This is a genomic window from Hahella ganghwensis DSM 17046, from assembly GCF_000376785.1.
Classification (GTDB): Bacteria; Pseudomonadota; Gammaproteobacteria; order Pseudomonadales; family Oleiphilaceae; genus Hahella; species Hahella ganghwensis.
The window spans coordinates 64,482-90,132 of the sequence record NZ_AQXX01000142.1 but is presented as its reverse complement, the minus strand read 5'-3'; the positions used below and the strand labels follow the sequence as shown (position 1 = coordinate 90,132).

Annotated in this window: 24 protein-coding genes; 22 read left to right on the top strand and 2 right to left on the bottom strand. The window is 50.4% G+C overall.

Annotation, left to right across the window (positions count from 1 at the left end; genetic code table 11):
- Nucleotides 1–116 precede the first annotated feature (116 nt).
- The 22 genes from F566_RS0128520 (at nt 117) to F566_RS0128415 (ending at nt 22,010) form a co-directional block, all read left to right on the top strand.
- Nucleotides 117–629: a flagellar basal body-associated FliL family protein gene (locus F566_RS0128520; protein WP_020410466.1), complete on the top strand. Its 513-nt coding sequence runs from the start codon at nt 117–119 to the stop codon at nt 627–629.
- A 230-nt stretch (nt 630–859) separates the two neighbouring features.
- On the top strand, nt 860–1,885 hold the full coding sequence (gene fliM / locus F566_RS0128515) for a flagellar motor switch protein FliM (RefSeq protein ID WP_020410465.1): 1,026 nt from the start codon (nt 860–862) through the stop codon (nt 1,883–1,885).
- Nucleotides 1,849–2,379 (top strand): flagellar motor switch protein FliN, encoded by a 531-nt coding sequence (gene fliN, locus F566_RS0128510; RefSeq protein ID WP_020410464.1) that lies wholly within the window; start codon nt 1,849–1,851, stop codon nt 2,377–2,379. Before fliM ends, fliN begins: the two co-directional genes overlap by 37 nt.
- A gap of 1 nt (nt 2,380) precedes the next feature.
- Nucleotides 2,381–2,842: a flagellar biosynthetic protein FliO gene (gene fliO, locus F566_RS0128505; protein WP_020410463.1), complete on the top strand. Its 462-nt coding sequence runs from the start codon at nt 2,381–2,383 to the stop codon at nt 2,840–2,842.
- Complete coding sequence (fliP, locus tag F566_RS0128500; protein WP_020410462.1) at nt 2,829–3,587, top strand: flagellar type III secretion system pore protein FliP; 759 nt, start codon at nt 2,829–2,831, stop codon at nt 3,585–3,587. Before fliO ends, fliP begins: the two co-directional genes overlap by 14 nt.
- Nucleotides 3,588–3,692: 105 nt before the next feature.
- A complete protein-coding gene (gene fliQ, locus F566_RS0128495) occupies nt 3,693–3,962 on the top strand; it encodes a flagellar biosynthesis protein FliQ (RefSeq protein ID WP_020410461.1) in 270 nt (89 codons plus the stop codon).
- Between the two features lie 9 nt (nt 3,963–3,971).
- Nucleotides 3,972–4,757: a flagellar biosynthetic protein FliR gene (gene fliR / locus F566_RS0128490; RefSeq protein ID WP_020410460.1), complete on the top strand. Its 786-nt coding sequence runs from the start codon at nt 3,972–3,974 to the stop codon at nt 4,755–4,757.
- 19 nt (nt 4,758–4,776) lie between these two features.
- Nucleotides 4,777–5,913 carry a flagellar biosynthesis protein FlhB gene (flhB, locus tag F566_RS0128485; protein WP_020410459.1) on the top strand — a complete coding sequence of 379 codons (1,137 nt, stop codon included), beginning with the start codon at nt 4,777–4,779 and terminating at the stop codon, nt 5,911–5,913.
- Nucleotides 5,914–6,036: 123 nt separating this feature from the next.
- Complete coding sequence (gene flhA / locus F566_RS0128480) at nt 6,037–8,202, top strand: flagellar biosynthesis protein FlhA (protein WP_020410458.1); 2,166 nt, start codon at nt 6,037–6,039, stop codon at nt 8,200–8,202.
- Between the two features lie 26 nt (nt 8,203–8,228).
- Nucleotides 8,229–9,632: a flagellar biosynthesis GTPase FlhF gene (gene flhF / locus F566_RS0128475; RefSeq protein ID WP_245555324.1), complete on the top strand. Its 1,404-nt coding sequence runs from the start codon at nt 8,229–8,231 to the stop codon at nt 9,630–9,632.
- Nucleotides 9,633–9,942: 310 nt separating this feature from the next.
- Nucleotides 9,943–10,755: a MinD/ParA family protein gene (locus F566_RS0128470; protein WP_020410456.1), complete on the top strand. Its 813-nt coding sequence runs from the start codon at nt 9,943–9,945 to the stop codon at nt 10,753–10,755.
- A 110-nt stretch (nt 10,756–10,865) separates the two neighbouring features.
- Nucleotides 10,866–11,582, top strand: coding sequence for an RNA polymerase sigma factor FliA (locus F566_RS0128465; RefSeq protein WP_020410455.1), 717 nt, complete (start codon nt 10,866–10,868; stop codon nt 11,580–11,582).
- Between the two features lie 212 nt (nt 11,583–11,794).
- Nucleotides 11,795–12,166, top strand: coding sequence for a chemotaxis response regulator CheY (cheY, locus tag F566_RS0128460; protein ID WP_020410454.1), 372 nt, complete (start codon nt 11,795–11,797; stop codon nt 12,164–12,166).
- A 23-nt stretch (nt 12,167–12,189) separates the two neighbouring features.
- Nucleotides 12,190–12,960 carry a protein phosphatase CheZ gene (locus tag F566_RS0128455; protein ID WP_020410453.1) on the top strand — a complete coding sequence of 257 codons (771 nt, stop codon included), beginning with the start codon at nt 12,190–12,192 and terminating at the stop codon, nt 12,958–12,960.
- A gap of 11 nt (nt 12,961–12,971) precedes the next feature.
- Nucleotides 12,972–15,392 carry a chemotaxis protein CheA gene (locus tag F566_RS0128450; RefSeq protein ID WP_020410452.1) on the top strand — a complete coding sequence of 807 codons (2,421 nt, stop codon included), beginning with the start codon at nt 12,972–12,974 and terminating at the stop codon, nt 15,390–15,392.
- 167 nt (nt 15,393–15,559) lie between these two features.
- A complete protein-coding gene (locus tag F566_RS0128445; RefSeq protein WP_020410451.1) occupies nt 15,560–16,729 on the top strand; it encodes a protein-glutamate methylesterase/protein-glutamine glutaminase in 1,170 nt (389 codons plus the stop codon).
- Between the two features lie 5 nt (nt 16,730–16,734).
- Nucleotides 16,735–17,478 (top strand): flagellar motor protein, encoded by a 744-nt coding sequence (locus F566_RS0128440; RefSeq protein ID WP_020410450.1) that lies wholly within the window; start codon nt 16,735–16,737, stop codon nt 17,476–17,478.
- A gap of 46 nt (nt 17,479–17,524) precedes the next feature.
- Nucleotides 17,525–18,307: a flagellar motor protein MotD gene (gene motD, locus F566_RS0128435; protein ID WP_020410449.1), complete on the top strand. Its 783-nt coding sequence runs from the start codon at nt 17,525–17,527 to the stop codon at nt 18,305–18,307.
- A 432-nt stretch (nt 18,308–18,739) separates the two neighbouring features.
- The gene (locus tag F566_RS0128430) at nt 18,740–19,555 is read left to right on the top strand and encodes a ParA family protein (protein WP_026180388.1); all 816 of its coding nucleotides are present in this window, start codon (nt 18,740–18,742) and stop codon (nt 19,553–19,555) included.
- A gap of 22 nt (nt 19,556–19,577) precedes the next feature.
- On the top strand, nt 19,578–20,837 hold the full coding sequence (locus tag F566_RS35900) for a chemotaxis protein CheW (RefSeq protein WP_020410447.1): 1,260 nt from the start codon (nt 19,578–19,580) through the stop codon (nt 20,835–20,837).
- 250 nt (nt 20,838–21,087) lie between these two features.
- Complete coding sequence (locus tag F566_RS0128420; protein ID WP_020410446.1) at nt 21,088–21,573, top strand: chemotaxis protein CheW; 486 nt, start codon at nt 21,088–21,090, stop codon at nt 21,571–21,573.
- 29 nt (nt 21,574–21,602) lie between these two features.
- Nucleotides 21,603–22,010, top strand: a complete 408-nt coding sequence (locus F566_RS0128415) for a DUF2802 domain-containing protein (RefSeq protein WP_020410445.1) — start codon at nt 21,603–21,605, stop codon at nt 22,008–22,010.
- A gap of 118 nt (nt 22,011–22,128) precedes the next feature.
- Here the strand turns inward: F566_RS0128415 and F566_RS35895 are convergent, their stop codons facing one another.
- On the bottom strand, nt 22,129–23,142 hold the full coding sequence (locus tag F566_RS35895; RefSeq protein ID WP_020410444.1) for a hypothetical protein: 1,014 nt from the start codon (nt 23,140–23,142) through the stop codon (nt 22,129–22,131).
- A 235-nt stretch (nt 23,143–23,377) separates the two neighbouring features.
- Nucleotides 23,378–25,540, bottom strand: a complete 2,163-nt coding sequence (locus tag F566_RS34395) for a putative bifunctional diguanylate cyclase/phosphodiesterase (RefSeq protein ID WP_020410443.1) — start codon at nt 25,538–25,540, stop codon at nt 23,378–23,380.
- Between the last annotated feature and the right edge of the window lie 111 nt (nt 25,541–25,651).

Below are 25,651 nucleotides of genomic sequence, written 5' to 3'. Positions count from 1 at the left end.
ATAAATCAAAGTAATGGGCTACACTTAGCAGAAGAATATGAGGATCGGCTGCATCATGTTGGCCGATGAAAAGCCCTCCGGGGTAACGCGAGATGCTAAGGTGAGTTAGTCGAATCATGGCGAAAGAAGACGGTGCAAACAAGGCCCAGGGAGTCGGTGGTGGGTCGAATAAAAAGCTGATTATTATCGTGGTGGTTGTGCTGTTCCTGGCAGTGGCTGCCAGTGTAGGTGTTACCTGGTTTTTGGTGGCCGGCGGTAATAATGGTGGTGATAAGCCCGAAGAGGGGGCTGGAGAAGAAGTCACCAAAGCTCCAGCGGTCTATTTTGATGTGAAGCCTCCGATCATCGTGACTTTTGATGTAGGGGGCAGGCAGAGATACATGCAGGCATCGCTCACGCTGATGAGTCGGGATGAGGATGTCATTAAAACCGTGGAGCTCCATATGCCACTGATCCGCAATAAGTTGCTGAATGTTTTCGGTGGTATGTCATTCGAGCAGCTGCAAACCAATGAGGGTCGGGTACAGATGCAGGAAAGCTCCCTGTCGGTTATCAATCAGGTATTGTTGGACCAGGGGCAGGAAACCCCGGTGGATAAAGTTCTGTATACGAATCTCGTGCTGCAGTAGTGATGGAAGTCCTGCTTTTGCTCAGAATGCCGCAAAGGGATACATGGGGATGACATTCTGCCGGGATGACATAGTAGAATATGTAAAATCGCATATAGCACGGGAAATGTGATAAAGAACAAGGAAATCGCGGTAAGCAGTATCAATGTCAGAAACAGGCTGACACCTGCAAGTGTCAATCTGAGCTGATTTAAGCACAAGCCATTAATGTGGGTAAAAGGTAGTAGCGGGTGCAAGATTTATTATCACAAGACGAGATCGATGCCCTCTTACACGGTGTAGACGACGGTGACATCGATACCGAAGAGGAAGTCGATGCAACGGGGGTCAAGACCTACGATCTGACCAGTCAGGATCGTATCGTGCGCGGTCGGATGCCGACGCTCGAAATGATTAATGAACGGTTTGCACGGTACACCCGCATCAGTCTTTTCAATTTGCTCAGACGTAGCGCCGATGTGGCATCCGGCGGGGTGCAGATACTGAAGTTTGGTGAATACATTCACACACTTTACGTGCCTACCAGTCTCAATCTTGTAAAAATCCGGCCACTGCGCGGAACGGGACTGTTCATTCTCGATGCCAAGCTGGTCTTTAAGCTGGTCGACAACTTTTTCGGTGGCGATGGCCGTCACGCGAAGATCGAAGGGCGTGAATTTACGCCGACAGAAATCCGCATTGTACAGATGGTGCTTGAGCAGGTCTTCGTCGACATGAAAGAAGCCTGGAACGCCGTCATGAAAGTCGAATTTGAATATACCGGTTCAGAAGTGAATCCGGCTATGGCCAACATCGTCAGTCCAAGCGAAGTGGTTGTGGTCAGTACTTTCCATATTGAATTGGATGGCGGTGGTGGTGATATGCATGTTGCCTTGCCGTACTCCATGATCGAGCCGATCAGGGAAGTGCTGGATGCGGGCGTTCAGAGTGATGTGGATGATGTGGATGAGCGTTGGATCAACGCCTTGCAGCAGGACATTCTGGATGCACAGGTACCCATCAATGCGTCTGTGGTGAAGCAGAAAATTTCACTGCGGCAATTATCCAGGCTGAAAGCAGGAGATATTATTCCGGTGGAATTGCCTGAGACTGTGACGGTCACAGCCAATGGCGTTCCCGTTTATACCGCGAAGGTTGGACAGTGTAACGAAAATCTGGCGTTGAAAATTGTAGACAAGATCAAACGTTCCACCGGTAGTGGTATGTTGAAGGAGGCAGAATGGCTGAAGACAAACGAGACGAAGAAGAAGAGTTGAGTGGTGCTGATTCTGCTGACGATGAAGCGTTGGCGGATGAGTGGGCTGCAGCTCTGGAACAACAGCAGGATGATGAATCTGGCGGGGGAGACGAGGCAAGCGTGGAAGATGAATGGGCGGCTGCCATGGCAGAAGCTGAAGCTGCAGAGCAAACATCAGAAAAACCTGAAGAGGATGTTCGTCAGGCCCCTATGGAATCATTTTCTGAGACCACGACGACTGCCGTTGGCGCACCGGATCTGGATGTTATTCTGGATATCCCGGTCACCATTTCCATGGAAGTCGGGAACACTCAGATCGCTATCCGTAATCTGTTGCAGCTTAACCAGGGCTCCGTCATCGAGCTTGACCGGCTGGCGGGCGAACCTTTGGATGTGCTGGTGAACGGAACGCTGATCGCCCATGGGGAAGTGGTTATGGTCAATGAAAAATTCGGTATCCGGCTGACAGACGTGATCAGTCCTACCGAGCGCATCAAAAAACTGAGAGGCTGATTTGCTCCTGAAACCTGTTAAATTGCTGTCCCACGGTCTGGTCTGGTTGGGAGTCAGTGTCACTGCCCTGGCGGCGGAGAAGGCTGAAAAGGCACCGGTGCCGGTCACAGGTGTAGAGGGCGGCCAGATTATGCAGATCTTTGGTGCTCTCATTCTGGTGGTTCTGATGATTCTGGGGATTGCCTGGTTCAGTAAGAGATTTACCGGTCTGACACCTCAGAATAATCAGAATCTGAAAACCGTTGCGGTTCTGCCTGTCGGGAGCCGGGAGCGTATCGCCCTGGTTCAGGTGGGGGACCGTCAAATTCTTGTCGGTATTACTCCTCAACAAATTTCAACCCTCTATGTATTGGATGAACCCCTAGATCTTTCGCAGCCTGGCGGTGAGTTTGCACGGAAGTTGCAGTCCCTTTTGCGTCGTAATGAAAACGAGGCAGAAGGCGAAGCGAATGGTACGCAATAGGTGGTTTAGAGCTGCATTACCTTTCATACTTTTATCAGTTCCCTCCCTGGCATCAGCTGCCATCGAGGGGCTGCCTGCTGTCAAGCTGATCACCAACCCCGATGGCACCCAGGAATATAGCGTAACCCTGCAGATCCTGGCGCTGATGACGGCGCTGACGTTTATTCCGGCTTTCATGATGATGGTGACGTCTTTTACCCGCATCGTGATTGTGTTTGCCATTCTTCGACAGGCGCTGGGGTTGCAGCAAACACCCTCTAACCAGATATTGGTGGGGCTGTCACTGTTTCTGACTTTTTTTATCATGTCCCCGGTATTCGAGAAGGCGAACGAAGCTGGTCTTCAGCCGTACCTGGCGGAAGAAATGGTGATGCAGGACGCAGTGGCCGCCGCCAGTGGACCTTTCCGAGAATTCATGCTGGCACAGACGCGTGAAGATGATCTCAATCTGTTTGTTCGTATCGCCCGGGAAGAAGGACAGTACAGCAACCCAGAGGATGTGCCCTTCCGAATACTGCTGCCCGCGTTTGTCACCAGTGAGCTTAAAACCGCCTTCCAGATAGGGTTTATGGTATTTATACCTTTTTTGATTATCGACATGGTCGTGGCCAGCGTTCTGATGGCTATGGGGATGATGATGCTGTCACCGATCATTATCTCTTTACCCTTCAAGATCATGCTATTTGTTCTGGTTGATGGTTGGGCGCTGATTATGGGAACCCTGGCGGCAAGCTTTGGGGTGTGATCAGAGACGTTCAAGTATGCGGCTGAGGCTGTTTAACTCATGCCAGTTGGGAAAAGTGAAATGAAGCTTTCGCTGAAAAAAGCTCAAATATAGAAGGGGATAACGATGACTCCCGAAGTTGTACTCGATATTTTTCGTGAAGCTCTGTGGCTGATTGTCTCGCTGGTAACGCTCATTGTTGCGCCAAGTCTGGTGGTGGGGCTGATTGTCAGTATTTTTCAGGCGGCGACACAGATCAACGAACAAACCCTGAGCTTCCTTCCCCGGTTGTTGGTGACATTGCTGGTCATCATTATTGCCGGGCCTTATATGCTGACCAAAATTATGGATTACACCAATATGCTGATCACCAATATTCCGATGGTGATCGGATAGAGCCTGTCCATGTTTGAGTTTTCTGAGCAACAGATCGGAGCACTAATCGGCAGCCATCTCTGGCCACTGTTTCGCATCTCCAGTTTTATGATGACAGCCCCCATCCTTGGGACGCAGATTGTCCCCGCCCGGGTTCGATTGCTGTTGGCGTTGCTGATGACGGTTGTAGTCGTTCCCGCATTGCCCGCGGTACCTGAGATCGATCCACTGAGTTTGTCGGCGGTGACCCTGATTTTTCATCAGGTCTTTATCGGCCTGGCGATGGGGTTTGCTGTTCTGATGTTGTTTCAGTTGTTTGTTGTGGCGGGGCAGATGCTTGCGATGCAGATGGGGTTGGGGTTCGCTGCCATGGTTGACCCCACCAACGGGATATCGGTGACGGCGCTCAGTCAGTTTTATCTGATGCTGGTGACATTGCTGTTTCTGGCAATGAATGGTCATCTGGTGATGTTTGAAACCCTGATTGAGAGTTTTACCATTCTGCCGATTTCCCAGGGGGGGATGGACAATTTGAGTTGGTGGTATCTGGCCTCGCGGATCAGTTGGATGTTTGCTGGTGCGCTGGTGGTGGCGCTGCCGGCGGTGACTTCTGTGTTTATTGTGAATATTTCTTTTGGCGTAATGACCCGAGCGGCGCCGCAGATGAATATTTTCTCTATCGGCTTTCCGTTAACGGTCCTGTTCGGATTGTTGGTCTTCTGGATCAATGTGGGCAACGTGATTCCACAGTTTACCGGATTCAGCGAAAACACTTTTGAGTTCATGCGTGGGATGCTGCTAGCTCCACAACCTTAATTTGTCCTGGTAACCGACAATGGCAGAGAACGACAGCAGTCAGGAAAAAACCGAAGAACCCACCGGGCGAAAGATCCAGAAAGCCCGGGAGGAAGGGCAGATTCCGCGTTCCAAGGAACTCGGCACCATGACAATACTGATGTCTGCAGCTGTTGCTTTTCTGGTCTTCGGCCCTGCACTGGGAGGCTCGCTGGAGAATATTCTTAAGTACAGTTTTTCTATGACCAGAGATGAAATCTTTGATCCTGCCATGCCGGTCCTTCATCTGGGGGCCATGGCCATGGAGGCGGCTGTTGCGCTGATTCCGTTTATGCTGATTTTGCTGGTGGCTTCGATTCTCGGCAATATTGCCCTGGGAGGGATGCTGATCAGCGGCAAAAGCGTTATGCCCAAATTCAGTCGTATCAATCCACTTGAGGGGCTCAAGCGGATGTTCTCGCTGAAGTCTCTAATGGAGCTTTTCAAGGCTATTGCCAAAACACTGGTTGTTGGTGGTGTTGGCTGGCTGATTCTGACCAATGCCGTTCCGAACTTGCAGGATATGACCAAGCAGGACGCGATGGTCAGTATTTGGCATGCACTGGAGATCATGGCCTGGAGCTTTCTGTTTCTGGCCAGTTCCCTGATCCTGATTGCCATGGTGGATATTCCGTTTCAGATTTATGACCACACCAAGAATCTGAAAATGACCAAACAGGAAGTGAAAGACGAGTTTAAAGACACGGAAGGTAAACCGGAGGTCAAGCGCCGGGTAAGAGAACTGCAATATCAGATGACCCAGCGTCGGATGTTGCAGGAAGTGCCCAAGGCGGATGTCGTGATTACCAACCCCACGCATTACTCGGTCGCATTGAAATATGATGCGAAAACCATGGATGCACCGGTGGTTGTCGCCAAAGGGGTGGATCATATGGCCATGAAGATCCGGGAAATTGCACGAGCCCATGATGTTGAACTCGTGGAAACGCCACCATTGACCCGGGCGATTTATTATCACGCGGATATTGACGAAGAAATACCTTCAGGCCTTTATCTGGCGGTGGCACAGGTGCTGGCTTATGTCTTCCAGCTGCGTCGATTCCGTCGAGGTTTCGGCAAGCGCCCAGGAAAAATTCCGGATTTCGATATCCCCAGTCATTTGCGGCGGGAAAGCTGAATATAAACTTCTGGTGCTTTAATTCTGGGGCCCGATACGTTTAGGTATGATTCCTGCAGCACACCTTAAAAACCGGTAGTTGATGTCAAAGATTTGGCGTCATGTGTTGAACAAAGGTGTGATATGGATCGAGCCGCTGCGCTGACAAGTTTCCGCTCCCATACCCAGGGAAATTTTGGTATCCCGCTGCTACTCATGGTTCTGCTTGCCATGATGACGCTGCCGATGCCGCCATTTGTGCTGGACGTCACCTTTACCTTTAATATTGCCCTTTCCATCGTCATTCTCATGGTGTGTGTGTATGCCATGCGCCCGATGGACTTCGCCATTTTTCCGACGGTGTTGCTGGTGGCGACGCTGTTGCGTCTTGCCTTGAACGTTGCGTCCACCCGTGTCGTCCTGCTGGAAGGGCATGAGGGGGGAGATGCGGCCGGTAAGGTGATTGAAGCCTTTGGCGCTGTGTTGATCGGTGGTAACTATGCGGTCGGGATTGTGGTCTTCGCGATTCTGATGATTATCAACTTCGTGGTGGTCACCAAAGGCGCCGGCCGGGTGTCTGAAGTCAGCGCGAGATTTACTCTGGATGCTATGCCCGGTAAGCAGATGGCGATTGATGCGGATCTGAATGCGGGCTTGATTGACCAGGAAGATGCCAAGTCCAGGCGACAAGAAATTGCTCAGGAAGCTGACTTTTACGGTTCCATGGATGGTGCCAGCAAATTTGTTCGCGGGGATGCGATTGCTGGATTGCTGATATTGGCGATCAACCTGATCGGTGGGATCAGTATCGGTATGATGCAGCATGACCTGGAGTTCAGCGATGCCATGCAGAAATATGCACTGCTGACCATCGGTGATGGTCTGGTTGCCCAGATTCCTTCCCTGTTACTGTCTTCTGCTGCCGCCATCATGGTCACCCGGGTCAGCAGTGAACAGGATATGGGAACCCAGGTTATTCGACAGATGTTCAGTTCCTCCAGAACATTGGCGATTCCAGCGGTCATTCTTTTTATTATGGGGGTTATTCCCGGAATGCCGCACGTGGCTTTTCTGGGGTTGTCTACCATCGCAGCCACGATTGCTTATTTTATCTGGAAGAAGAAGCAGGAAGCTGAGGTGGTGGATGAGGGGGCTGCGCCGTCGGCTCGCCGTGCCGGTGGTCCGGCACCCGCGGGAGGTCCTGCTCTGGGGGACGGTGAAGCGCCACCAGCGGTTAAAGCGCCGGAAACCAAAGAATTGGGTTGGGATGATGTGGTAAATGTCGATATCGTCGGGCTTGAAGTCGGGTATCGGTTGATTCCGCTGGTAGATAAATCCCAGGGCGGACAGCTACTGGCCCGGATTAAGGGAGTGAGAAAAAAACTTTCTCAGGAGTTGGGTTTTCTGATGCCATCAGTGCATATCCGGGACAACCTTGACTTGATGCCAAACTTCTACCGCATCACTCTGATGGGAGTGACTATCGCAGAGGCAGAAATTCACCCGGATCGGGAAATGGCGATTAATCCCGGTCAGGTATTCGGCAAGCTGGAAGGCATTGATACCAAAGATCCCGCATTCGGCCTCGAAGCGATCTGGATCGATCCCAATCAAAAAGAGCAGGCGCAGACTCTGGGATACACGGTCGTTGATGCCAGTACTGTTGTTGCGACTCATTTAAACCAGGTGCTGAACAAGCACGCCTACGAACTGCTTGGTCATGAAGAGGTTCAGCAGTGGCTTGAGCAGCTGGGTAAATCCGCTTCCAAACTGGCAGAAGAGCTGGTGCCCAACACAGTTTCCGTCAGTCTGCTGTTGAAGATCTTGCAAAACCTTCTGCAGGAAGATGTTCCCATTCGGGATATGCGCAGCATAGCTGAAGCCATCGTCAATACATCTCCCAAAACCCAGGATGCCGGAATTTTGACTGCGTCAGTACGTGCTTCGTTGCGTCGGCTGATTGTGCAGAACATTATCGGCAATGAAGCTGAGCTGCCAGTGGTGACACTGGATCCCGGGCTTGAGCAACTGTTGTTGAAGTCCATGCAGCAGGCCCAGCAGGCTGGTGGCATGGATGATGTAGGACTGATTCTGGAGCCGAGCATGATGGAAAAACTGCATCGTTCTTTATCAGATGCGGCCCAGCGTCAGGAAATGTTAGGAAAGCCGGCCATTCTCCTGGTGTCCAATACCCTGAGGTCGGTGTTGTCCCGTTTTGTCAGGCTGGGCGTAGAACGTATGCATGTGCTGGCATACCAGGAAGTGCCGGACAACAAACAGATTACCATTGTAGCAACCATCAGCGGTTAACCCTGATCGAGGCATAGAAAATGAAGATGAAGCGATTTTTTGCGGCAAATATGCAACATGCACTGCGCGACATTCGTGAAGAGCTGGGTGCTGATGCAGTGATACTGTCCAGTAAAAAAATTGCCGGCGGTGTCGAAGTGGTATGCGCGCTGAATTATGACGAAGCCGAAGCTCGGGAGCGAATTTCGGAGCCAAGTCTGGAAAGTGCAACAGCATCTTCCATTGCCAGAGAGGCCGCGTCCCGCCATGCGCAACTGGAAGATGAAATGGCCAGGATTCGTACCAGACTGGATCAAATGCGTGAGCCTCGGCCAGAACCAAGATCTGAGCCCAGAAGAGAGAGTGCATTTTCCGAATCAATGTACAGGCAATCCGAACCGGCTGCGGCACATCAGGCTTCTTCTGTTGCAGGAGAGACAGGTCAGATCATTGCTGAAATGCGCGAAGAAATCATGCAGCTGCGCAATATGATTCAACTGAAGAATTCCCACGAGGGGACGGCAGCGGCTTCGGTGGCTGAAGCCTCGAAACCCCAGGCACCAACATCCCGTCCTGATAGTCATTCGGTTACAGTTAAAAATAGCACGATGGATAATGTTAACGTGGCTGATAAAGCGTTGACGCAACGCATGCAGGCTATGGGTATATTTCCGGAACTGCAGGACCCGCTGACCGCCAAGCTGAATGAAAGCAAAGGGTTGGAGGAGCAGTGGCGCAACCTCATGGCGCGTCTGGCGCACAGTTTGCGGGCTGAAGAGGAAGAATTGATCGACCAGCAGGGCAATGTGGTTCTGGTTGGCCCTACAGGGGCAGGTAAAACCACCACTATCGCTAAAATGGCTGCCCGATTTGTTCAGAAATATGGCAATAACAAGCTGGCTCTGGTCACCACGGACCGTTTCCGGGTGGCTGGTACACAGCAGCTACAGTCATTTGGCCGTTTGCTCAACGTGCCCGTTATCGTGGTGGATGAGCGTCGTAAACTGGATGATGTTCTGGATGAACTGGCGGATAAACGTCTGGTTCTGATTGATACGGCCGGTTTGAATCCCCAGGACCCTAACTGGGAGGTTCAGCGCTGTGACCTTAAGGTTGAGCGGCATGAGTTAAGGAACTATCTTGTATTATCCGCGGTCAATCAACCGCAGGTTATGAAGTCCACTTATCATTACTATAAGATGCTGGGGCTTTCAGGATGCGTCATTACCAAGGTGGATGAAGCGTTCAGCCTTGGAGAAGTCATCAGTATGTCCATTGTAAATCGACTTCCCGTAGCCTATTTTACTGACGGCCAGCAAATCCCCCGGGATATTCATCATGCCAGGGCTCATGCTCTGGTGGTTCGCGCTGTGTCCTTGTGGCAGGCTTCATCCGAGTGGGAAAAGCAAACCAGGAATCAGGCCAGCAATCTACAGAATCTGGTTGTCTGATGGCTGTAAAAGGTGGGTGGTCATCGTGTCAGATGAAAAAATGGAAATCCAGGCGTGAGGTGTTTTACTTAACAATAGGTTATGGGCAGTAGATTATAGGGATCGGCAGGTTTGGTGAAGACGAGGGCCTGCGGGAGAATTTCCGATATGCCATGGCTTGGTTTAAAGCAGTTGTTGATGTAATGGCCGATGAGCGATTGGAGCTGAAGTATAAACTATTAAAAGATTTCCATCCGTCGATTAGGCGGCTTTCGGGTAAACCGGACAGGCCGGTTTGGGGGAGGAGTATGTTGAGGAGAAGTATACCGGTATGAGCAGACTACATCCGGTTCAGGTCATTGCAGTCACCGGCGGTAAAGGTGGTGTTGGAAAAAGTAATGTGTCCATTAATCTGGCAATGGCGCTTTCAGAAATGGGGCGCAGGGTTGTCGTTCTTGATGCTGACCTGGGGTTGGCCAATATTGATGTCCTTCTGGGGATTACCGCGTCCCGTAACATCGGCGATGTATTGTCGGGAGAATGCAGTCTGAGGGAGGTAATGGTTGATGGCCCCGGTAGTATTAAAATTGTTCCCGCATCGTCCGGCACCCAGCATCTGACGCATCTGTCTCCTCTTGAGCATGCCGGGTTAATCAATGCTTTCAGCGAAATCAGCGATGATCTTGATGTGCTGATTATTGATACTGCTGCCGGTATCTCGGAGCAGGTATTGTCATTTGCCAGAGCTGCCCAGGAAATCCTGATGGTGGTCTGTGATGAGCCCACATCCATCACGGATTGCTATGCTGTGATCAAGCTTCTCAATAAGAATCACGATCTGTTCCGGTTCCGGGTGCTGGCGAACATGGTTCGTTCCAATGATGAGGGGCGCAATCTCTTTAATAAACTTTCCAAAGTCACCGAACGCTTCCTTGAAGTTGCGCTACAATATGAAGGCAGTATCCCGTTTGATGAGACGGTTCGGAAGGCGGTACAAAGACAGCGTCCGGTATACGAAGCTTATCCCAGGTCAAAGGCATCTCTGGCCTTCAGGCAACTGGCTCAACGCGTGGATAATTGGCCGCTTCCTACAGGCCCTCGTGGCAATCTGGAATTTTTTGTGGAGCGGTTGGTACAGCATTGATCGGTATCCGCAGTCGTTTCGGCTTCGTCATTTATGCCGGGCGTGGGCCATCGGGAGCGGACTGTCGTAAGCTCCATTAATACAAGTAAATGCATGTGGCGAATTCATATATGATCTACAGTGATGCCGGTGGTAAACGCGCAGACCTGTTAGTCCAGCAATATGCACCTCTGGTCAAGCGTATTGCGCATCATCTGATAGCAAGATTACCTGCCAGTGTGCAGGTAGAGGATTTGATACAGTCCGGTATGATCGGTCTGTTGGAAGCTGCCCATAAATACGATGCTGGCAAGGGCGCTTCATTTGAAACCTATGCGGGCATCCGCATTCGCGGATCGATGATGGATGAGATACGCAAAGGGGATTGGATTCCCCGTTCAGTGCACAGGAATGCGCGTAGTATTGCCAAGGCAATTCATGAGATTGAAGCCCGTACCGGACGAGATGCCCAGGACCATGAAGTGGCAGAGGCACTGGGAATAACGCTGGAACAGTATCATGGCACGGTCAGAGACGCGTCTGCGGGCCGCCTGTTTAGTCTGGATGAGATGGGGTTTGACGGTGATCAGGATCCGCTCGGAGAAGACCCTCATAATCGTAATCCTCTGGCTGGCATCGAACACGAGGCGTTTCTGAAAAAACTCACAGCGGCTATCGACGCTTTACCTGAAAGGGAAAAGCTGGTGCTGTCACTTTACTATGACGAAGAGCTTAATCTGAAAGAAATTGGCCAGGTACTGTCGGTCAGTGAGTCCAGGGTCAGTCAGATTCATTCTCAGGCAACGATAAGGTTGCGATCTCGTCTCACGGATTGGACTGAAAGCTGATCCGGGTATATATTCTGCCGCGCCGAACCGGAAGGCGAAAAGTCTGCCCGGAAGTGCGTGTCATTTTCCTATCAAGAGAAGATGGTAAATATTTTAATTGGAGTGCCCTAAAAACTGGATAGTACTCGAACTACGTCTAGACTTATCCAGTAGGGCAATGAAATCAAAGAGTTTCCAACGTCGCCATTGTGGAGGTTACATTGGACAAGAATATGAAAATTCTCGTAGTCGATGACTTTTCGACCATGAGGCGAATTATTAAAAACCTGCTCCGGGATCTTGGTTTTACCAATACCGAAGAAGCGGATGACGGGCAAACGGCTCTGCCCATGCTGAAGACCGGTAAGTTTGATTTTTTGGTGACTGACTGGAATATGCCCGGCATGACTGGTATTGAACTTTTACAAGCCGTTCGTGCAGATGAGAGTCTGAAGAACCTGCCCGTGTTAATGGTAACCGCCGAAGCAAAACGGGATCAGATTGTCGCCGCCGCCCAGGCTGGTGTAAATGGATACGTGGTTAAACCATTCACCGCCGCTGTGTTGAAGGAAAAAATAGAAAAAATATTTGAGCGGATTGACTGAACAGCTCCCTAAGAGAATTACCGATGGATAAGAAACCCGATTACGGTGAGCAGGAAGAACGCCTGAGTGAGCAGGCATCCACATTGATGGAGCATGTGTCCAAGGGCAATTATGCCGAAGCGATGAAGGTCATTTCCGAGCTGAACGAGACCCGTGACAGGACGCTTTATCAGGAGGTTGGAAAACTTACCCGCTCATTGCACGAAGCGATTCGAAAATTCGAGATTGATATTGGTACTGCCGAGCAGCGGGAGGAAATGTCGAAAATTGCCGATGCGTCTGATCGCCTGGGGTATGTGGTCGACATGACCAACAAAGCTGCCAACCGGACCATGGACCTGGTTGAGGAAAGTATGCCTCTTGCTGTAGAAATCAGAAATGAGGCGACTGAGCTGAAAGAGGCATGGGGACGTCTGCGTCGCCGTGAAATGGACCCATCTGAGTTCAGGGAGCTTTATAAACGTATCGACAAGTTCTTTCTGGAGCTGTCCAAGAACAGCGACACCGTATACGGGAACCTTTCTGAAATCCTGCTGGCGCAGGATTTCCAGGATCTTACGGGCCAGGTTATCCAGAAAGTCACGACCCTGGTACGGGAGGTTGAGGAAAACCTGGTCAATCTGGTTTCCATGGCCGGTAAAGTGGATCGAATGACCGGGATTCAGCATGAGCTGAAGGCAGAACAAGAAGATATTTTAAAAGGGCAAGGCCCGCAGATACAAACAGAAGGGCGCTCAGATGTCGTTTCCAGCCAGGATGATGTAGACGACCTGTTATCAAGCCTTGGTTTCTGAGGAGCAGGTGAATGGGGTTCGAAGCTGACGAAGAAATCCTGCAGGACTTTTTGGTTGAGGCAGGGGAAATACTGGAACAACTCTCTGAGCAATTGGTGGAGTTGGAGCAAAATCCTGAAGATAAGGATCTGCTCAATGCCATATTCCGGGGATTTCATACCGTTAAGGGTGGAGCCGGCTTTCTTCAGCTGGACCCCTTGGTTGACTGTTGCCATGTTGCTGAAAACGTATTCGACCTGCTTCGAAACGGGCAGCTGTCGGTCAATTCCGAATTGATGGATGTCGTATTGCAGGCTCTGGATGCGGTCAATGCGATGTTCGATGAAGTGAAGAGTCGCGAAGAACTCACTCCGGCAGACCCGGCTCTGATCCATGCTCTTGAGTGTCTTGTAAAAGGCGAACCTATCGGGGATGCCGGCGAGGAAGAGGCGGCAGAGGAAGAGGTTGCTGAAGACATTGTTGAGGCTGAGGAAGAGGATGTCAGTGAGCCGGTAAACGAAGGCGATATAACTGATGACGAGTTTGAAAACCTGCTGAATGCTTTGGACGACGGAGAGGCCGAAGCTGGAGCTGTTGAAGCAGAGGCTGGGTCTGTTGCCGCTGAGTCAGACAGTGATGAAATTTCCGAAGATGAGTTTGAGGCCTTGCTGGATCAGCTCCATGGCCCCGGCAAGTTTAGTGGTGCCGCATCCTCAGAAGCACCCGCGGAACCAGCCGCGGAACCAGCGAAGCCCAAAGAATCGAAGACAGCGGAAACAGCTTCTTCATCCAGTGACAGTGACGAAATTACGGATGATGAGTTTGAGAGTTTGCTGGATGAGCTGCATGGTAAAGGAAAATTTGACGGCGGTGTCGTTGAGAAGGGTGAAGCGCCCAAGGCTGACACAGCTAAAAAGCCGGCCAGCAAAGAGAAAGCGCCGGCAGAATCCTCTGATGGGGATTCTGATCTGATTACAGACGATGAGTTTGAGAAACTGCTGGATGATTTGCATGGCAAAGGCAAAGGGCCAGCAGTAGTGCCTAAAGCGAAAGGGGATGATAAGGCTAAACCAGCAGCCGCCGCGAAATCTGCGGCTAAGCCCACTCCCGCTAAAGCGACTCCCGCCAAGGCTGCGCCCGGCAAGGAAGCTAAACCTGCCGCGGCCTCAGCGCCAGCGAAAGAGCCTCAGGCCAACATTGCCACCGAAACCACTGTCAGGGTAGACACTAAGCGTCTCGATGACATCATGAATATGGTGGGTGAGCTGGTGCTGGTGCGGAACAGGCTCAAGCGATTGGGTGAGGAATTTGCAGACGAGAACATGAGTAAAGCCGTATCCAATCTGGATGTGGTTACCACGGATCTTCAGTCGGCAGTCATGCAGACGCGGATGCAACCGATCAAGAAAGTGTTTGGCCGATTCCCCAGGGTCGTTCGGGATCTTGCTCGTAACCTCAAGAAAGAGGTGAACCTGGTGCTGAAAGGGGAAGATACGGATCTGGATAAAAACTTGGTGGAAGCTCTCTCTGATCCTCTGGTTCACTTGGTTCGAAATGCGGTTGATCACGGTATTGAATCCCCTGAAAAGCGCGAACAGAACGGCAAACCCAGAGTCGGACGGGTGGTTTTGGCGGCAGAACAGGAAGGAGATCATATACTGCTCTCCATCGAAGATGATGGGGCAGGGATGGATCCGACGGTTCTGCGCCAAAAAGCCGTGGAAAAAGGTATTTTTGATGCCGATGCCGCAGAGCGTTTGACAGATTCAGAAGCCTATAACCTGATTTTTGCGCCGGGCTTTTCGACCAAGACCGAGATATCAGACGTGTCAGGTCGTGGTGTGGGTATGGATGTGGTGAAAACCAAAATTACCCAACTCAACGGTACGATTCATATCGATTCTGTGCTTGGCAAAGGTTCGCGTCTCATTATTAAAGTGCCTTTGACTCTTGCCATTATGCCGACCTTGATGGTCACTCTGGGCAGTCAGGCCTTTGCATTCCCTCTGGTAAGTGTGGTGGAAATTTTCCATCTGGATTTGACCAAAACCAATATCGTGGATGGACAGGAATGTATTGTTGTACGAGAGAATGTGTATCCTCTGTTCCATATCAAGCGTTGGTTGGTGAGAGGGGCTCAGTTTGAAAAATCCAGTAAAGCCGGTCATGTGGTGATTGTTTCAGTGGGAACCAAACGTGTCGGTCTGGTAGTGGATCAATTGGTCGGCCAGGAAGAAGTTGTGATTAAGCCTCTGGGCAAAATGCTCCATGGTACTCCGGGGATGGCCGGGGCCACGATCACCGGTGACGGTCGGATTGCTCTAATTCTGGACATTCCGAGTTTGCTCGGACGCTACGCTAAAACCAGTAAGGTTTTCAGTCGGCCGTCTTTCAAAGATGAGGATGATATCGCACTTTCCAGTGATTCCCCTACCGCGCTTTCGGCAGGCTGAACAGGGTGATAAACATGACCGCTGGAATGAGAACATCCGGAGAAAATACAGGCGGGCGTTTGTAATCCAGCACCATAATGGGGTATGCCTGATGAAGCCGGGTGTATTGAATAAAGTAGGTTTACCTGAAAAAGAACAGGTATGAGGAAGCAGGGGGCGTAGTTTGAATGGCCGTTAAGGTCCTCATTGTAGATGATTCCGGGTTTTTCAGGCGTCGCCTGAGTGAGATCCTGCAACCTATGACGGACATTGAAGTCGTCGGCGCCGCCACCAACGGAAGAGAGGCAATTGATCTGGTATCCAAGTTGAAGCCAGATGTCATCACCATGGATTATGAAATGCCGGTGATGGACGGAATTACTGCCGTTAAGGAAATCATGCGCACAAATCCCACTCCGGTGTTGATGTTTTCCTCTCTCACCTACGAAGGGGCTCGGGTAACCTTTGATGCACTTGAAGCCGGAGCGGTGGATTTTCTGCCCAAAAGCTTTGAGGCTATGTCAGGGGATGCGACCAGGATCAAGGCATTATTGCACGACCGGATTATGGCTGTATCAGGTAGCCGACAAGGTCGTTCCGGGGGAGTCGCTGCACCTGTATCTCCCAAGCCCGCAGAGAGGTCCTCCAGGCCGGGGATTACGCCGGTAAAGCCTTCTCCTGCTGCCAAAGCGACAGCGCAGGCCGCTTCTCTTAAAAAGAGTGCGCCAGCAGCTGCACCGGCAAAGCCCGAGATCAAAAGACCCCCTTCACGCAAAGGTGAAAAGGTCAATGCCAGTATTGTATTGATCGGTACCTCTACAGGGGGGCCTGTGGCATTGCAGAAAATTTTAACTCAGTTGCCAGCCAATTTTCCGAAACCTCTGGTGTTGGTGCAACACATGCCTGCGACCTTCACTCCCGCCTTTGCGGAACGTCTGAATCGTCTGTCGGCCATCGGCGTGAAACAGGTGGAAAACGGTGAAGTGCTTAAGCCTGGTGTGGCCTATATTGCCCCGGGAGGTAAGCAGACTCTGATTGAGCGCTCTGGTGGTTCTGCCAGGATTAAAATTCTGGATGGCGATGAAAGATTGCATTACAAGCCCTGTGTGGATGTAACATTTGGATCTGCCGCCAAAACTTTTCCGGGTAAGGTGCTTGGTATTATTCTCACCGGAATGGGAGCTGATGGGCGTGAGGGGTGTCGTATGCTGAAGGACTCCGGGGCAACGGTGTGGGCTCAGGACGAGGAAACCAGCGTCATATACGGGATGCCGATGGCGGTGGCAACGGCCGGGCTGGCAGATGATATTCTGTCGCTGGATGAGTTTGCGGGCCGGATGGTGGAAAGCGTCTCTTAAAGACTATGGATATTCTTAGTATTGTAGGCGTTATCATCGCCTTCGTCGCTATTATCGGTGGTAACCTTATTGAGGGTGGGGAAGTCTCCGCTCTGTTGAATCTTCCGGCGGCCCTGATTGTGTTGGGTGGCACCGTCGGTGCGATTATCCTGCAGCACTCCGGTGCGGTTCTAAAACGCTCGCTTATTCAGTTCGGGTGGGTGTTCTTACCTCCTTATATTAACTTCCAGGCAGGTATCGAAAAGATCGTTGGCTGGAGTATGGTGGCGAGAAAGGAAGGGTTGCTCGGTCTTGAGGAAGTGGCCGAGAATGAAATGGACCCGTTTTCTCAGAAAGGTTTGCAGTTACTGGTGGACGGCGCCGAGCCAGAGTCTATCCGAAATGTGATGGAGTTGGAGCTGGGAAGTCGTGAGCAGCGTGAACTGAACAGTACCAAAGTTTATGAGGCCATGGGCGGGTATGCGCCAACGCTGGGTATTCTCGGTGCGGTGCTGGGATTGATTCAGGTGATGCGTCACCTGGAAGACCCTTCCATGCTCGGGCCCGGAATCGCGACAGCTTTTGTTGCAACAATCTACGGCGTTGCTCTGGCAAACTTGTTTTATTTCCCTATCGCCAATAAGCTCAAGGGTATTGTTCACGAGCAATCCCTGTTTCGTGAAATGATGATCGAAGGCGTTGTGGCGATCGCGGAAGGGGAGAATCCCAAAGCGATTGAGTTGAAGCTCAAAGGCTTTGTTGATTCCTGATGCGCGCTTTTCCCCGCAGGCCCTGGGATGATCGAGGTGGCCAATCATGAGACGTAGGCGTCGTGAAGAAGAATCTCACAACAATGAACGCTGGTTGGTGTCCTACGCGGATTTCATAACGCTCCTGTTCGCCTTTTTCGTGGTGATGTATTCCGTATCCTCTGTGAATGAAGGGAAGTACAAAGTGCTTTCTGAAACTCTGGAGGGGGTATTCAATGCGACACAAAAAAGCCTGACGCCAATACAGGTCGGACAACAATCCTCGTCCCCTCCAAAGAGTGACTCTCCTATTGTGCAGCCTTTTGAAAATCCTGACAGAAAGCCTGTTGGGGGAACCGGGAATGCTGATGTGGAAGGGACCATGAGGCAAATTGCCGACCGCTTCAGCACCAGTCTTAAAAAGTTGATCAGTGACGGTCTGGTGTCTGTGAATGCGAATGACGACTGGATTGAGCTTTCTTTGCGCAATAATCTCTTGTTTAGCAGTGGTGATGCGGTGCCGGTGGATGCGGCTTTCCCGCTGCTCGACACCATTGCCGAAATACTTAGAGACTACCCCAATGCCATTCTTGTGGAAGGGTTTACAGACAATGTACCGATCCGGAGTCCGGTTTATCCTTCCAACTGGGAGTTGTCTGCGGCCAGATCATCGGCTGTCGTAAGGTTGCTGGCCTTTGGTGGTGTGGACCCGAAACGCATGGCGGCCGTCGGCTATGGCGAATTTCAGCCTCTTGCCCGCAACGATACTTCTGAGGGGCGCCAGCGTAATCGCCGAGTGGTCCTGTTAATTGCCAAAGATGAAAGAGTTCGCTTGACCGTGCGCAAGTAGCGGAGGTGTTTTACTTCATCGTTCAAAGCTGCTGATAAGGTCAACTGGGTCTAAAGTCTTTCCGCTATCTGCCGATAATTATAAACATCTACAGCAGGTGGCACGCATTCTGCTGTATTCACTTCAGCCAACATTTAACACGAATTTTGAGCGAATAAGACAATATTTTGTCCGTAAACCGGAAGCTTATTGCCGCTGTGGGAATCAAAACCGGGGAAGCGTGAAAGTGTGGCTGGCACTATAATTAAATGCACGGCGCTGAAATTTAACCTACAGCCTTGGAACGATACATATGGCAATGCATGCGGCGATGGCATGAAGTGCAGACAGGGAACAATGAATCGGAAAGGGAACAAAGCAGGACGATAGCGGTTGCGAATCGCTGATCGTTACCAGTTGAGTCGACATCACTAAGTTTGGGGGATATCCCTGGTGCGTATTTGGACAGTTGCAAACCAGAAAGGTGGTGTGGGTAAAACCACGACCACGGTATCATTGGCGGGATTGCTGGCAGAGCAGGGCAAGCGTGTGCTGATGCTGGATCTGGATCCGCATGGCTCTTTGTCTTCTTATTTTGGCTTTGATCCGGATACTCAACGCGGTAGCGTCTACGATTTGTTCATGCACAATGGCAAAGTTCCGGCCGATCTGCCAAGACAGTTAATTCAGGATACCACACATCCCAATCTGAAAATGATTCCGGCTTCTACGGCTCAGGCAACATTGGAGCGGAAGATGGTCGGCGTGGAAGGTATGGGGCTGATTATTTCAAAGGCGCTCGCCCATCTATGGGATGAATTTGATTACGCGTTTCTGGACAACACGCCGGTGCTAGGCGTGTTGCTGATCAACTCCCTGGCTGCCAGTCAGCACATATTGATTCCTGTGCAGACAGAGTTTCTCGCGCTTAAGGGGCTGGAGAGAATGCTGCATACTCTTGGGATGGTAATGAAGAGTCAAGGCAGTCAATTGACTTACACTATTATTCCCACCATGTTTGATCGTCGTACACAGGCATCTGTGCATACTTTCAGAACGCTTCGCAAACAATACGCTGATGAGGTGTGGCGTTACGCGATCCCTATCGATACTAAATTTCGGGATGCCAGTAAAGCCGGCCTGATTCCTTCGGCTTTTGATCCAATGACTCATGGAGTCAGAGGGTATCGAAAGTTGTTGGAGGATCTCATCGACGCGAATGTTGGTGTCAGTTCCGGTACAAGGGAACCGTCTACCTCACAGGCATGACTGGTCCGGATGGCGAGATTTCATGTCTGATAAACGTTTTGCAGACCCTAATGAATCCGATCAGGCAATCATGGATTACCTGTCGGATTTACTGCGACCAGTCCCTCTGCAGGTTGATGAAGAGGCGCGTGAGCAGGGTGCACCTCCCCGAGAGAAGGTCAAAGCTGAGGCAAAAGCGCCTGAGTTCGTTCCTGAGCCAAAATCGTCCCCTGAATCCGGGGCAGGTCCTGGATCAGCAGCAAAGCCCTTAAGCAAGCCGGCAGCCAAACCAGAGTTCTCTTTGTCTGATCGGAAGCCTTCTTTTGGATCCGCCATGACGGGACGCCGAAAAAGTGAGGAGCCTGCTGACCATGCTGATTCGATTTTAAAAAGAGCCAGGGAGGATTGGTTGGCTCACCGAGAGGATGCTCGGGTTGAGAAGAGGCGACCGTTGCAGGAGCTGGAACCTCCTAAGCTCAGCTTTAAACCGAAATTCAAGATTCAGTCAGCAGTTGAAGAGGCGAAGCCTGCACCGGTTTCCACGAAAAGCGCTGCGCTGAAAACGGCTACAGAAACAGTGGCCAGGCAGGCTGTCAAAACGCAAGATTCTCTGAAGGAAGGCATAGCGAAAGCTAAAACAGAGGTCAAAGCTGAACCGAAACAAGTTGAGGAAGCGAAACAAGAGTCCCCTGATATTGCGTCCCGTCATAAAATTGACGTACCGCAGGCCAAAGTCGACATCGAGCGTCAAAAGGTTGTTGAAGAAGTGGTGGTGCAGGAGCAGGAGGTTGCAGAGGACGCTTCGCTGGATAATGGAACGCCTGACGGAGCCTGGCCGAATGAAAGGCCATCCTGGGCCCAGGAAAGGTTTGAGTGTCTCCTGTTTCATGTGGCCGGGTTGAAGTTGGCCGTTCCTTTGGTGTCTTTGGGTGGTGTGTATGCGCTGGATCGCGAACTGACTCCGCTATTTGGAATGCCCAAGTGGTTTCTGGGTCTGTTTCCTCACGGAGACCTGAATCTGAACGTGGTTGACACAGCGCTTTGGGTGATGCCTGAACGGTATTCGGAGAAGTGGCTTGAGCAGTTGAAATATATTGTCAGACTGCAGGATTCCGAGTGGGGGATTGGCTGTGATACCGTTGCTGAAGCCTTTACTCTTGACCCTGAGCAGGTGAAGTGGCGTACTGAGCGCTCCAGGCGTCCTTGGCTGGCTGGAACTGTTGTTACCCACATGTGTGCCTTGATTGATGTCGCAGGATTTGAGAAGCTACTTGGCGATGCTCATTCTTCATCAGAAAATTGAGCATCAGGATAAGGGACTTTGAGCTCATCTGGAAGGGATTCACCAAGACATCTTCCTTTCCCGCTGTTGTTAATTTCACTTCAATTAGGCTGGCATAGATCCTGCGTTGTTCTATATTAGATAATTAGAAGTGTTAAATAATTGACGCTAATTGTCTGATGCCAGAAGAGATTGCCCGGATAGGCGGTTTCCTTGGGTATTGGAGACACGATATCGAGCGCACAGGTTTGCTAAAAAGAGGTTGATAGATATGGCATCCCAAACCGGACAAGGCCAAAGCTCTGACGATCCTATTCTGCAGTACGTGACATTCCAGCTGGATCATGAAACCTACGGCATTAATGTAATGCAGATTCAGGAAGTACTTCGGTACACCGAGATTGCTCCGGTTCCAGGGGCTCCGGACTACGTGCTGGGAATTATCAATCTGCGTGGCAATGTTGTAACCGTCATTGACACCCGTAAACGTTTCGGGCTGTCTGAGTCGGAAGTCACGGATCAAACCCGCATTGTGGTGATTGAAGTGGATAACCAGGTCGTCGGGATTCTTGTGGATTCCGTTGCTGAAGTGGTTTATCTGAGGCAATCAGAAATGGAAACAGCACCGAATGTCGGCAACGAGGAAAGTGCCAAATTCATTCAAGGTGTTTGCAATAAAAATGGTGAACTCATCATTTTGGTTGAATTTGAGAAAATGATGTCGGAAGAAGAATGGTCGGAACTGGCATCGATCTGATTTAAGTCAGTTAATAAGAGGTTGGGGATATGTTTGAGTCCATCCCAGGCTGGGTCACACTTGTCGGGCTTGCCGCCAATTTTACTGTCGGTGGAGCTTTAATGTTGTATATCCGTCAGCAACGTCATTATATCCAGGATCTGGAAAAGAGATTGGAAACTTTTGATGAGCAATTGTTGATGGTGTCTGACAGCGGCAAAGGTGTCGGTCGCAAAGTGGTCGCTCTGGATAAGCGCATGAAAGCTGCGGAAAGAAAGCAAAAGGAACTTGAGTCGAATGACGTCCAACAGGTCTCTTACAACGAAGCCGTAAGGCTGCTCTCTCTCGGTGCTGATGTTGATGATGTCATGACAACCTGTGGGTTGTCCCGGGCAGAAGCGGACTTAATCAAAGTTCTGCACAACAGCCAAATGTCCAGTCAGGCAAGATACCGATAGTCGATCTTTTGGTTCTTGTCTAAATCAGGGTTAGCTGATATTGGGTTGATTCTGTCAAAAGTCTACACAAACAAAAAAGCCTGGTTTTAACCAGGCTTTTTTGTTGCCTTCACCCTGTTCAGGACGAAGTGGACTCACTGCTGCTGGTGGCAGAAGAGGTCTCAGTAGTAGTCGCTGCAGGTGTCGCAGTACTTGGAGTGTCTGTCTTTTTCGCTGCGGTACGGCGACGGGGGGCTGGTTTTTTTGCTGCGGTAGCAGTCTTTGCAGTTGTTGTGGTAGCTGTGGATTTGCTGGCAGTAGCAGGTTTCTTGGCCGTAGTAGTTTTTGCTGCAGGCTTACGGGTAGTTGCTGCCTTGGTGGCTGCGGTTTTGGGGCCGGCTGCTTTTGCGGCTGAGCCTGAAGTGGTTTTGGCCTTGGATGCTGCTGTCGTTTTCTTCGCAGGAGCTTTGCGGGTCGTTGCCGGCTTGCTTGCTGTTGTCTTTGAAGCGGCAGATTTGGTCGCACCTGTCGTTTTTCTGGTCGTTGTACCTGCTTTCTTGGCCGTGGTGCCGGTTTTCTTAGCGGCAGTGCTGGTCCCTGTTTTTTTCGCAGTAGTGCCAGTTCCTGTTTTCTTCGTAGTAGTACTGGTTTTCTTTGCCGCAGCAGCGCCAGTTTTCTTTGCGGTGGTGCCTGCGGTCTTTGCAGTTGTGCCGGTTTTCTTGGCAGCAGTTGATGTTTTCTTGGCGGTTGTTGCCGTTTTTCTGGTGGTGGTCCCGGTCTTCTTAGCCGTTGTGGTGCTGCCACGAGTTGTGGTCGATTTGCGAGTGGTTTTCTTGGCTGTGCCGGCAGAAGTGTTTTTGGGGGGAGCAATGCCCAATTTATCCAGGAATTGTTCCTGAAGAGTATTGATTTCCTTGACGACCTTTTGGTATTCGTCCTGTACCCGCTTGAGTTCTTTTTCGCGCAGATCTTCCAGGTCTTTAACGAGCTTTACAACTGGCTCTCTAATTTGCTTTTGAATGTCTTCAGCCTGTTTGTAGAAATCGGATACAACCGACTGTACCTGATCGGTGGCTTTCAGCAGTTCTTTACTGAGTGTGTCGCTCAGTTTTTTGACATTCTTTTTTAATACGCCTTTTTCTTTTTTGGCCATTACAAAACTCCAAATGGTTGCTGGGAAATTGCATTGCAGTTGATCTCAAGTTGCAGTTTAGTCCAACCGCTGATCAAAGAGCACACTATTGCGATTTTTAATTGAATATTCAACCTAATAATATACTTAATCGGCCGTAAGGATTAATAATCTGGTGAATTATTCAGGTAATGTGAAAAATACGAAGAGTTTCCGTTAAGGTTATACGTATCAGACTAATGCATTTGGTTGAAAGTCAGTGATTGGCAGCGCCTCTGATGGCTGTAAATATATCCCGTATCTTTTCAATTTCCATTGGGTAATAAAATAAAAAACCCTGCATATAATCGCATTTTTTCTCAGTAAGAAAGTTTACCTGATCCTGGTTTTCTACACCTTCAGCTATCACTTTGATTTTTAATTCATGGGCCAGGTTTATGACTGACGTGGTAATTGCTTTACTTTCTTCATTGGCGGGAAGTTCGTGGATAAAAGCGCGGTCCAGTTTCAGATAGTCTACTGGCAGGTTTTTAAGATAAGTCAGTGAGGAAAATCCGGATCCAAAATCGTCCAGTGAAATGGAGACGCCCAGTTTGCGCAGATCTTTCAGTAAGGCCACCACGACGTCCATTTCTTCCATGACCGTGGTCTCGGTGATTTCCAGTTCGAGGTGTTGCGGAGGCAGGCTGGTTTTGGTGAGTACTGTCTTGACGAGGTCTTTGAAATTCTCCTGGCGCACTTGTTTGGCGGAGACGTTAACGGCCATGATGACATTGAAGCCTTCGTTGAGAAGATTTATCGCTTGCTTACATGCATGCTCCAACACCCATAAACCGATATCCAGAATCATGCCGTTTTCTTCTGCGATTGGAATAAAGCGCCCTGGGGAGATGCTGCCTTTTTCTGGGTGTTGCCATCTGATCAATGCCTCCAGGCGTAGGTGGTGATCCTGTCCCGAACACACCTGGGGTTGATAAACGAGATTGAACTGTTGTTGTTCTATTGCCTTCTGCAAATCGATTTCCAGTTGCAGCATTTGTAGGAATTCATAATTCATATTGGGTGTGAAGGTCTGGTACTTTCCTCTGCCCATTTTCTTGGCATGAAACATGGCAAGGTCGGCATGTCGCATGAGCGAGGTGGCGTCGCGACCATCGCGGGGATATAGCGCAATGCCGATACTGGCGGTCATCTTCAGTGTTGAGTTTTCAATTGTAATGCTCTTGCTGACGGCGGATTGAACCCGCTGTGCAATGTTCTCAATATTGATGTTGGGGTAGGGTAACTCCAAAATAATAGCGAACTCATCACCACCCAAATGCGCAATAAAGTCTCCCCGTTTAATGCATCTTGCCAGACGTGTACCGATGGTGCTTAGCAGAAAGTCACCGGCGTGGTGTCCAAGGCTGTCATTGACTCGTTTGAAATGATCGAGATCGACATAGATCAGCGCCAGACTGGTACTCTTTTGAGCCCCCTTGTCCAGGCAGCGGGTCAGTTGTTTCCAGAAATGACGACGATTGGGAAGGTGTGTGGTGAAGTCGTAGTCAGCCAGCTTTTCAATTTCGGCACTGCTTTTCTTCAGCATGCTGATGTCATTGGCGATGCAGACATAATGGGTCAGTTTATGGGAGGTATCCAATACTGGGCCAATGGCCAGTCTGATCCATCTCGATTCTCCAGACTCGTTATGGCTTTCAAACTCACCTTCCCAGTACGATCCTGAAGCTACAATGCGGTGAATCTCCGGATAGATTTTCTCAGCCTCTTTCAGCCACTTATCAAGGAGAGATTCGTTGGTATCCTCTGGGGCCTTTACCCGATAGATGTCGATCAAAGCCTGATTCATGATTTCCACACCACCGTCAGGTTTGCAGATAAGTACAGCGGAGGCATTATTGCGCACACTGTTTTCGATATCCCGCAATGCCTGATTATCCTGCAGGCGTTTTTCCAGGCTATTCTGCAATTCCCGTTGACGATGATTTAGCTGAACAATGAGTTTTTCGTTGGCCAGAGCTATTTCGCGAGCGCGTTGATAAAGGTGGTGACGTTCGTCGAAATTGCGGGTGAGATTCAACAGTACCAGAATAGGAGCGCCGGAAATGCGCAATGCAAGGGCTTCCAGCTGTTGGTTGTTGCCTTCGTCGTCGACTTCTGTCCATACCCCGGAGTTGGCCCGGCTGTTATTCGTAGATGTCCACGACTCACGTGCTTCGGGAAGAAAGGCCTCCAGATAGGGGAAAACTTCGGTCAGGGCGAGAGGTTGATTGCGGGCAATATCCTGAAACACGGAAGTCCACGAAGGTGGTTCGTTCAGGAGTTGAAAGTTCGGTAATTCATCGTCTGGAGATTCACATTGAAACAGTGCAATATCCAGTTCACTCAGTAACGATTCCAACAAATTCTGGCTATCCATCGGAGATGCCTCCTAGCGTCCTCGCCTCGGATTCCAACAGGCCTTATCCTATCAAGGCCAATATCCCTGGGGAACGAATGTTCAAGATTTATCCCTGGCTATCCATCTGTT

Coding starts and splice junctions, on each gene's coding strand:
- F566_RS35895 (WP_020410444.1), bottom strand. CDS start 23,142: ATGGCCAAAAAAGAAAAAGGCGTATTAAAAAAGAATGTCAAAAAACTG.
- F566_RS0128450 (WP_020410452.1), top strand. CDS start 12,972: ATGGGGTTCGAAGCTGACGAAGAAATCCTGCAGGACTTTTTGGTTGAG.
- F566_RS0128470 (WP_020410456.1), top strand. CDS start 9,943: ATGAGCAGACTACATCCGGTTCAGGTCATTGCAGTCACCGGCGGTAAA.
- fliN (WP_020410464.1), top strand. CDS start 1,849: ATGGCTGAAGACAAACGAGACGAAGAAGAAGAGTTGAGTGGTGCTGAT.
- fliP (WP_020410462.1), top strand. CDS start 2,829: ATGGTACGCAATAGGTGGTTTAGAGCTGCATTACCTTTCATACTTTTA.
- flhB (WP_020410459.1), top strand. CDS start 4,777: ATGGCAGAGAACGACAGCAGTCAGGAAAAAACCGAAGAACCCACCGGG.
- F566_RS0128465 (WP_020410455.1), top strand. CDS start 10,866: ATGATCTACAGTGATGCCGGTGGTAAACGCGCAGACCTGTTAGTCCAG.
- F566_RS0128445 (WP_020410451.1), top strand. CDS start 15,560: ATGGCCGTTAAGGTCCTCATTGTAGATGATTCCGGGTTTTTCAGGCGT.
- F566_RS0128420 (WP_020410446.1), top strand. CDS start 21,088: ATGGCATCCCAAACCGGACAAGGCCAAAGCTCTGACGATCCTATTCTG.
- F566_RS35900 (WP_020410447.1), top strand. CDS start 19,578: ATGTCTGATAAACGTTTTGCAGACCCTAATGAATCCGATCAGGCAATC.
- F566_RS0128415 (WP_020410445.1), top strand. CDS start 21,603: ATGTTTGAGTCCATCCCAGGCTGGGTCACACTTGTCGGGCTTGCCGCC.
- fliR (WP_020410460.1), top strand. CDS start 3,972: ATGTTTGAGTTTTCTGAGCAACAGATCGGAGCACTAATCGGCAGCCAT.
- flhA (WP_020410458.1), top strand. CDS start 6,037: ATGGATCGAGCCGCTGCGCTGACAAGTTTCCGCTCCCATACCCAGGGA.
- F566_RS0128455 (WP_020410453.1), top strand. CDS start 12,190: ATGGATAAGAAACCCGATTACGGTGAGCAGGAAGAACGCCTGAGTGAG.
- F566_RS0128440 (WP_020410450.1), top strand. CDS start 16,735: ATGGATATTCTTAGTATTGTAGGCGTTATCATCGCCTTCGTCGCTATT.
- F566_RS0128520 (WP_020410466.1), top strand. CDS start 117: ATGGCGAAAGAAGACGGTGCAAACAAGGCCCAGGGAGTCGGTGGTGGG.
- flhF (WP_245555324.1), top strand. CDS start 8,229: ATGAAGCGATTTTTTGCGGCAAATATGCAACATGCACTGCGCGACATT.
- fliQ (WP_020410461.1), top strand. CDS start 3,693: ATGACTCCCGAAGTTGTACTCGATATTTTTCGTGAAGCTCTGTGGCTG.
- cheY (WP_020410454.1), top strand. CDS start 11,795: ATGAAAATTCTCGTAGTCGATGACTTTTCGACCATGAGGCGAATTATT.
- motD (WP_020410449.1), top strand. CDS start 17,525: ATGAGACGTAGGCGTCGTGAAGAAGAATCTCACAACAATGAACGCTGG.
- F566_RS34395 (WP_020410443.1), bottom strand. CDS start 25,540: ATGGATAGCCAGAATTTGTTGGAATCGTTACTGAGTGAACTGGATATT.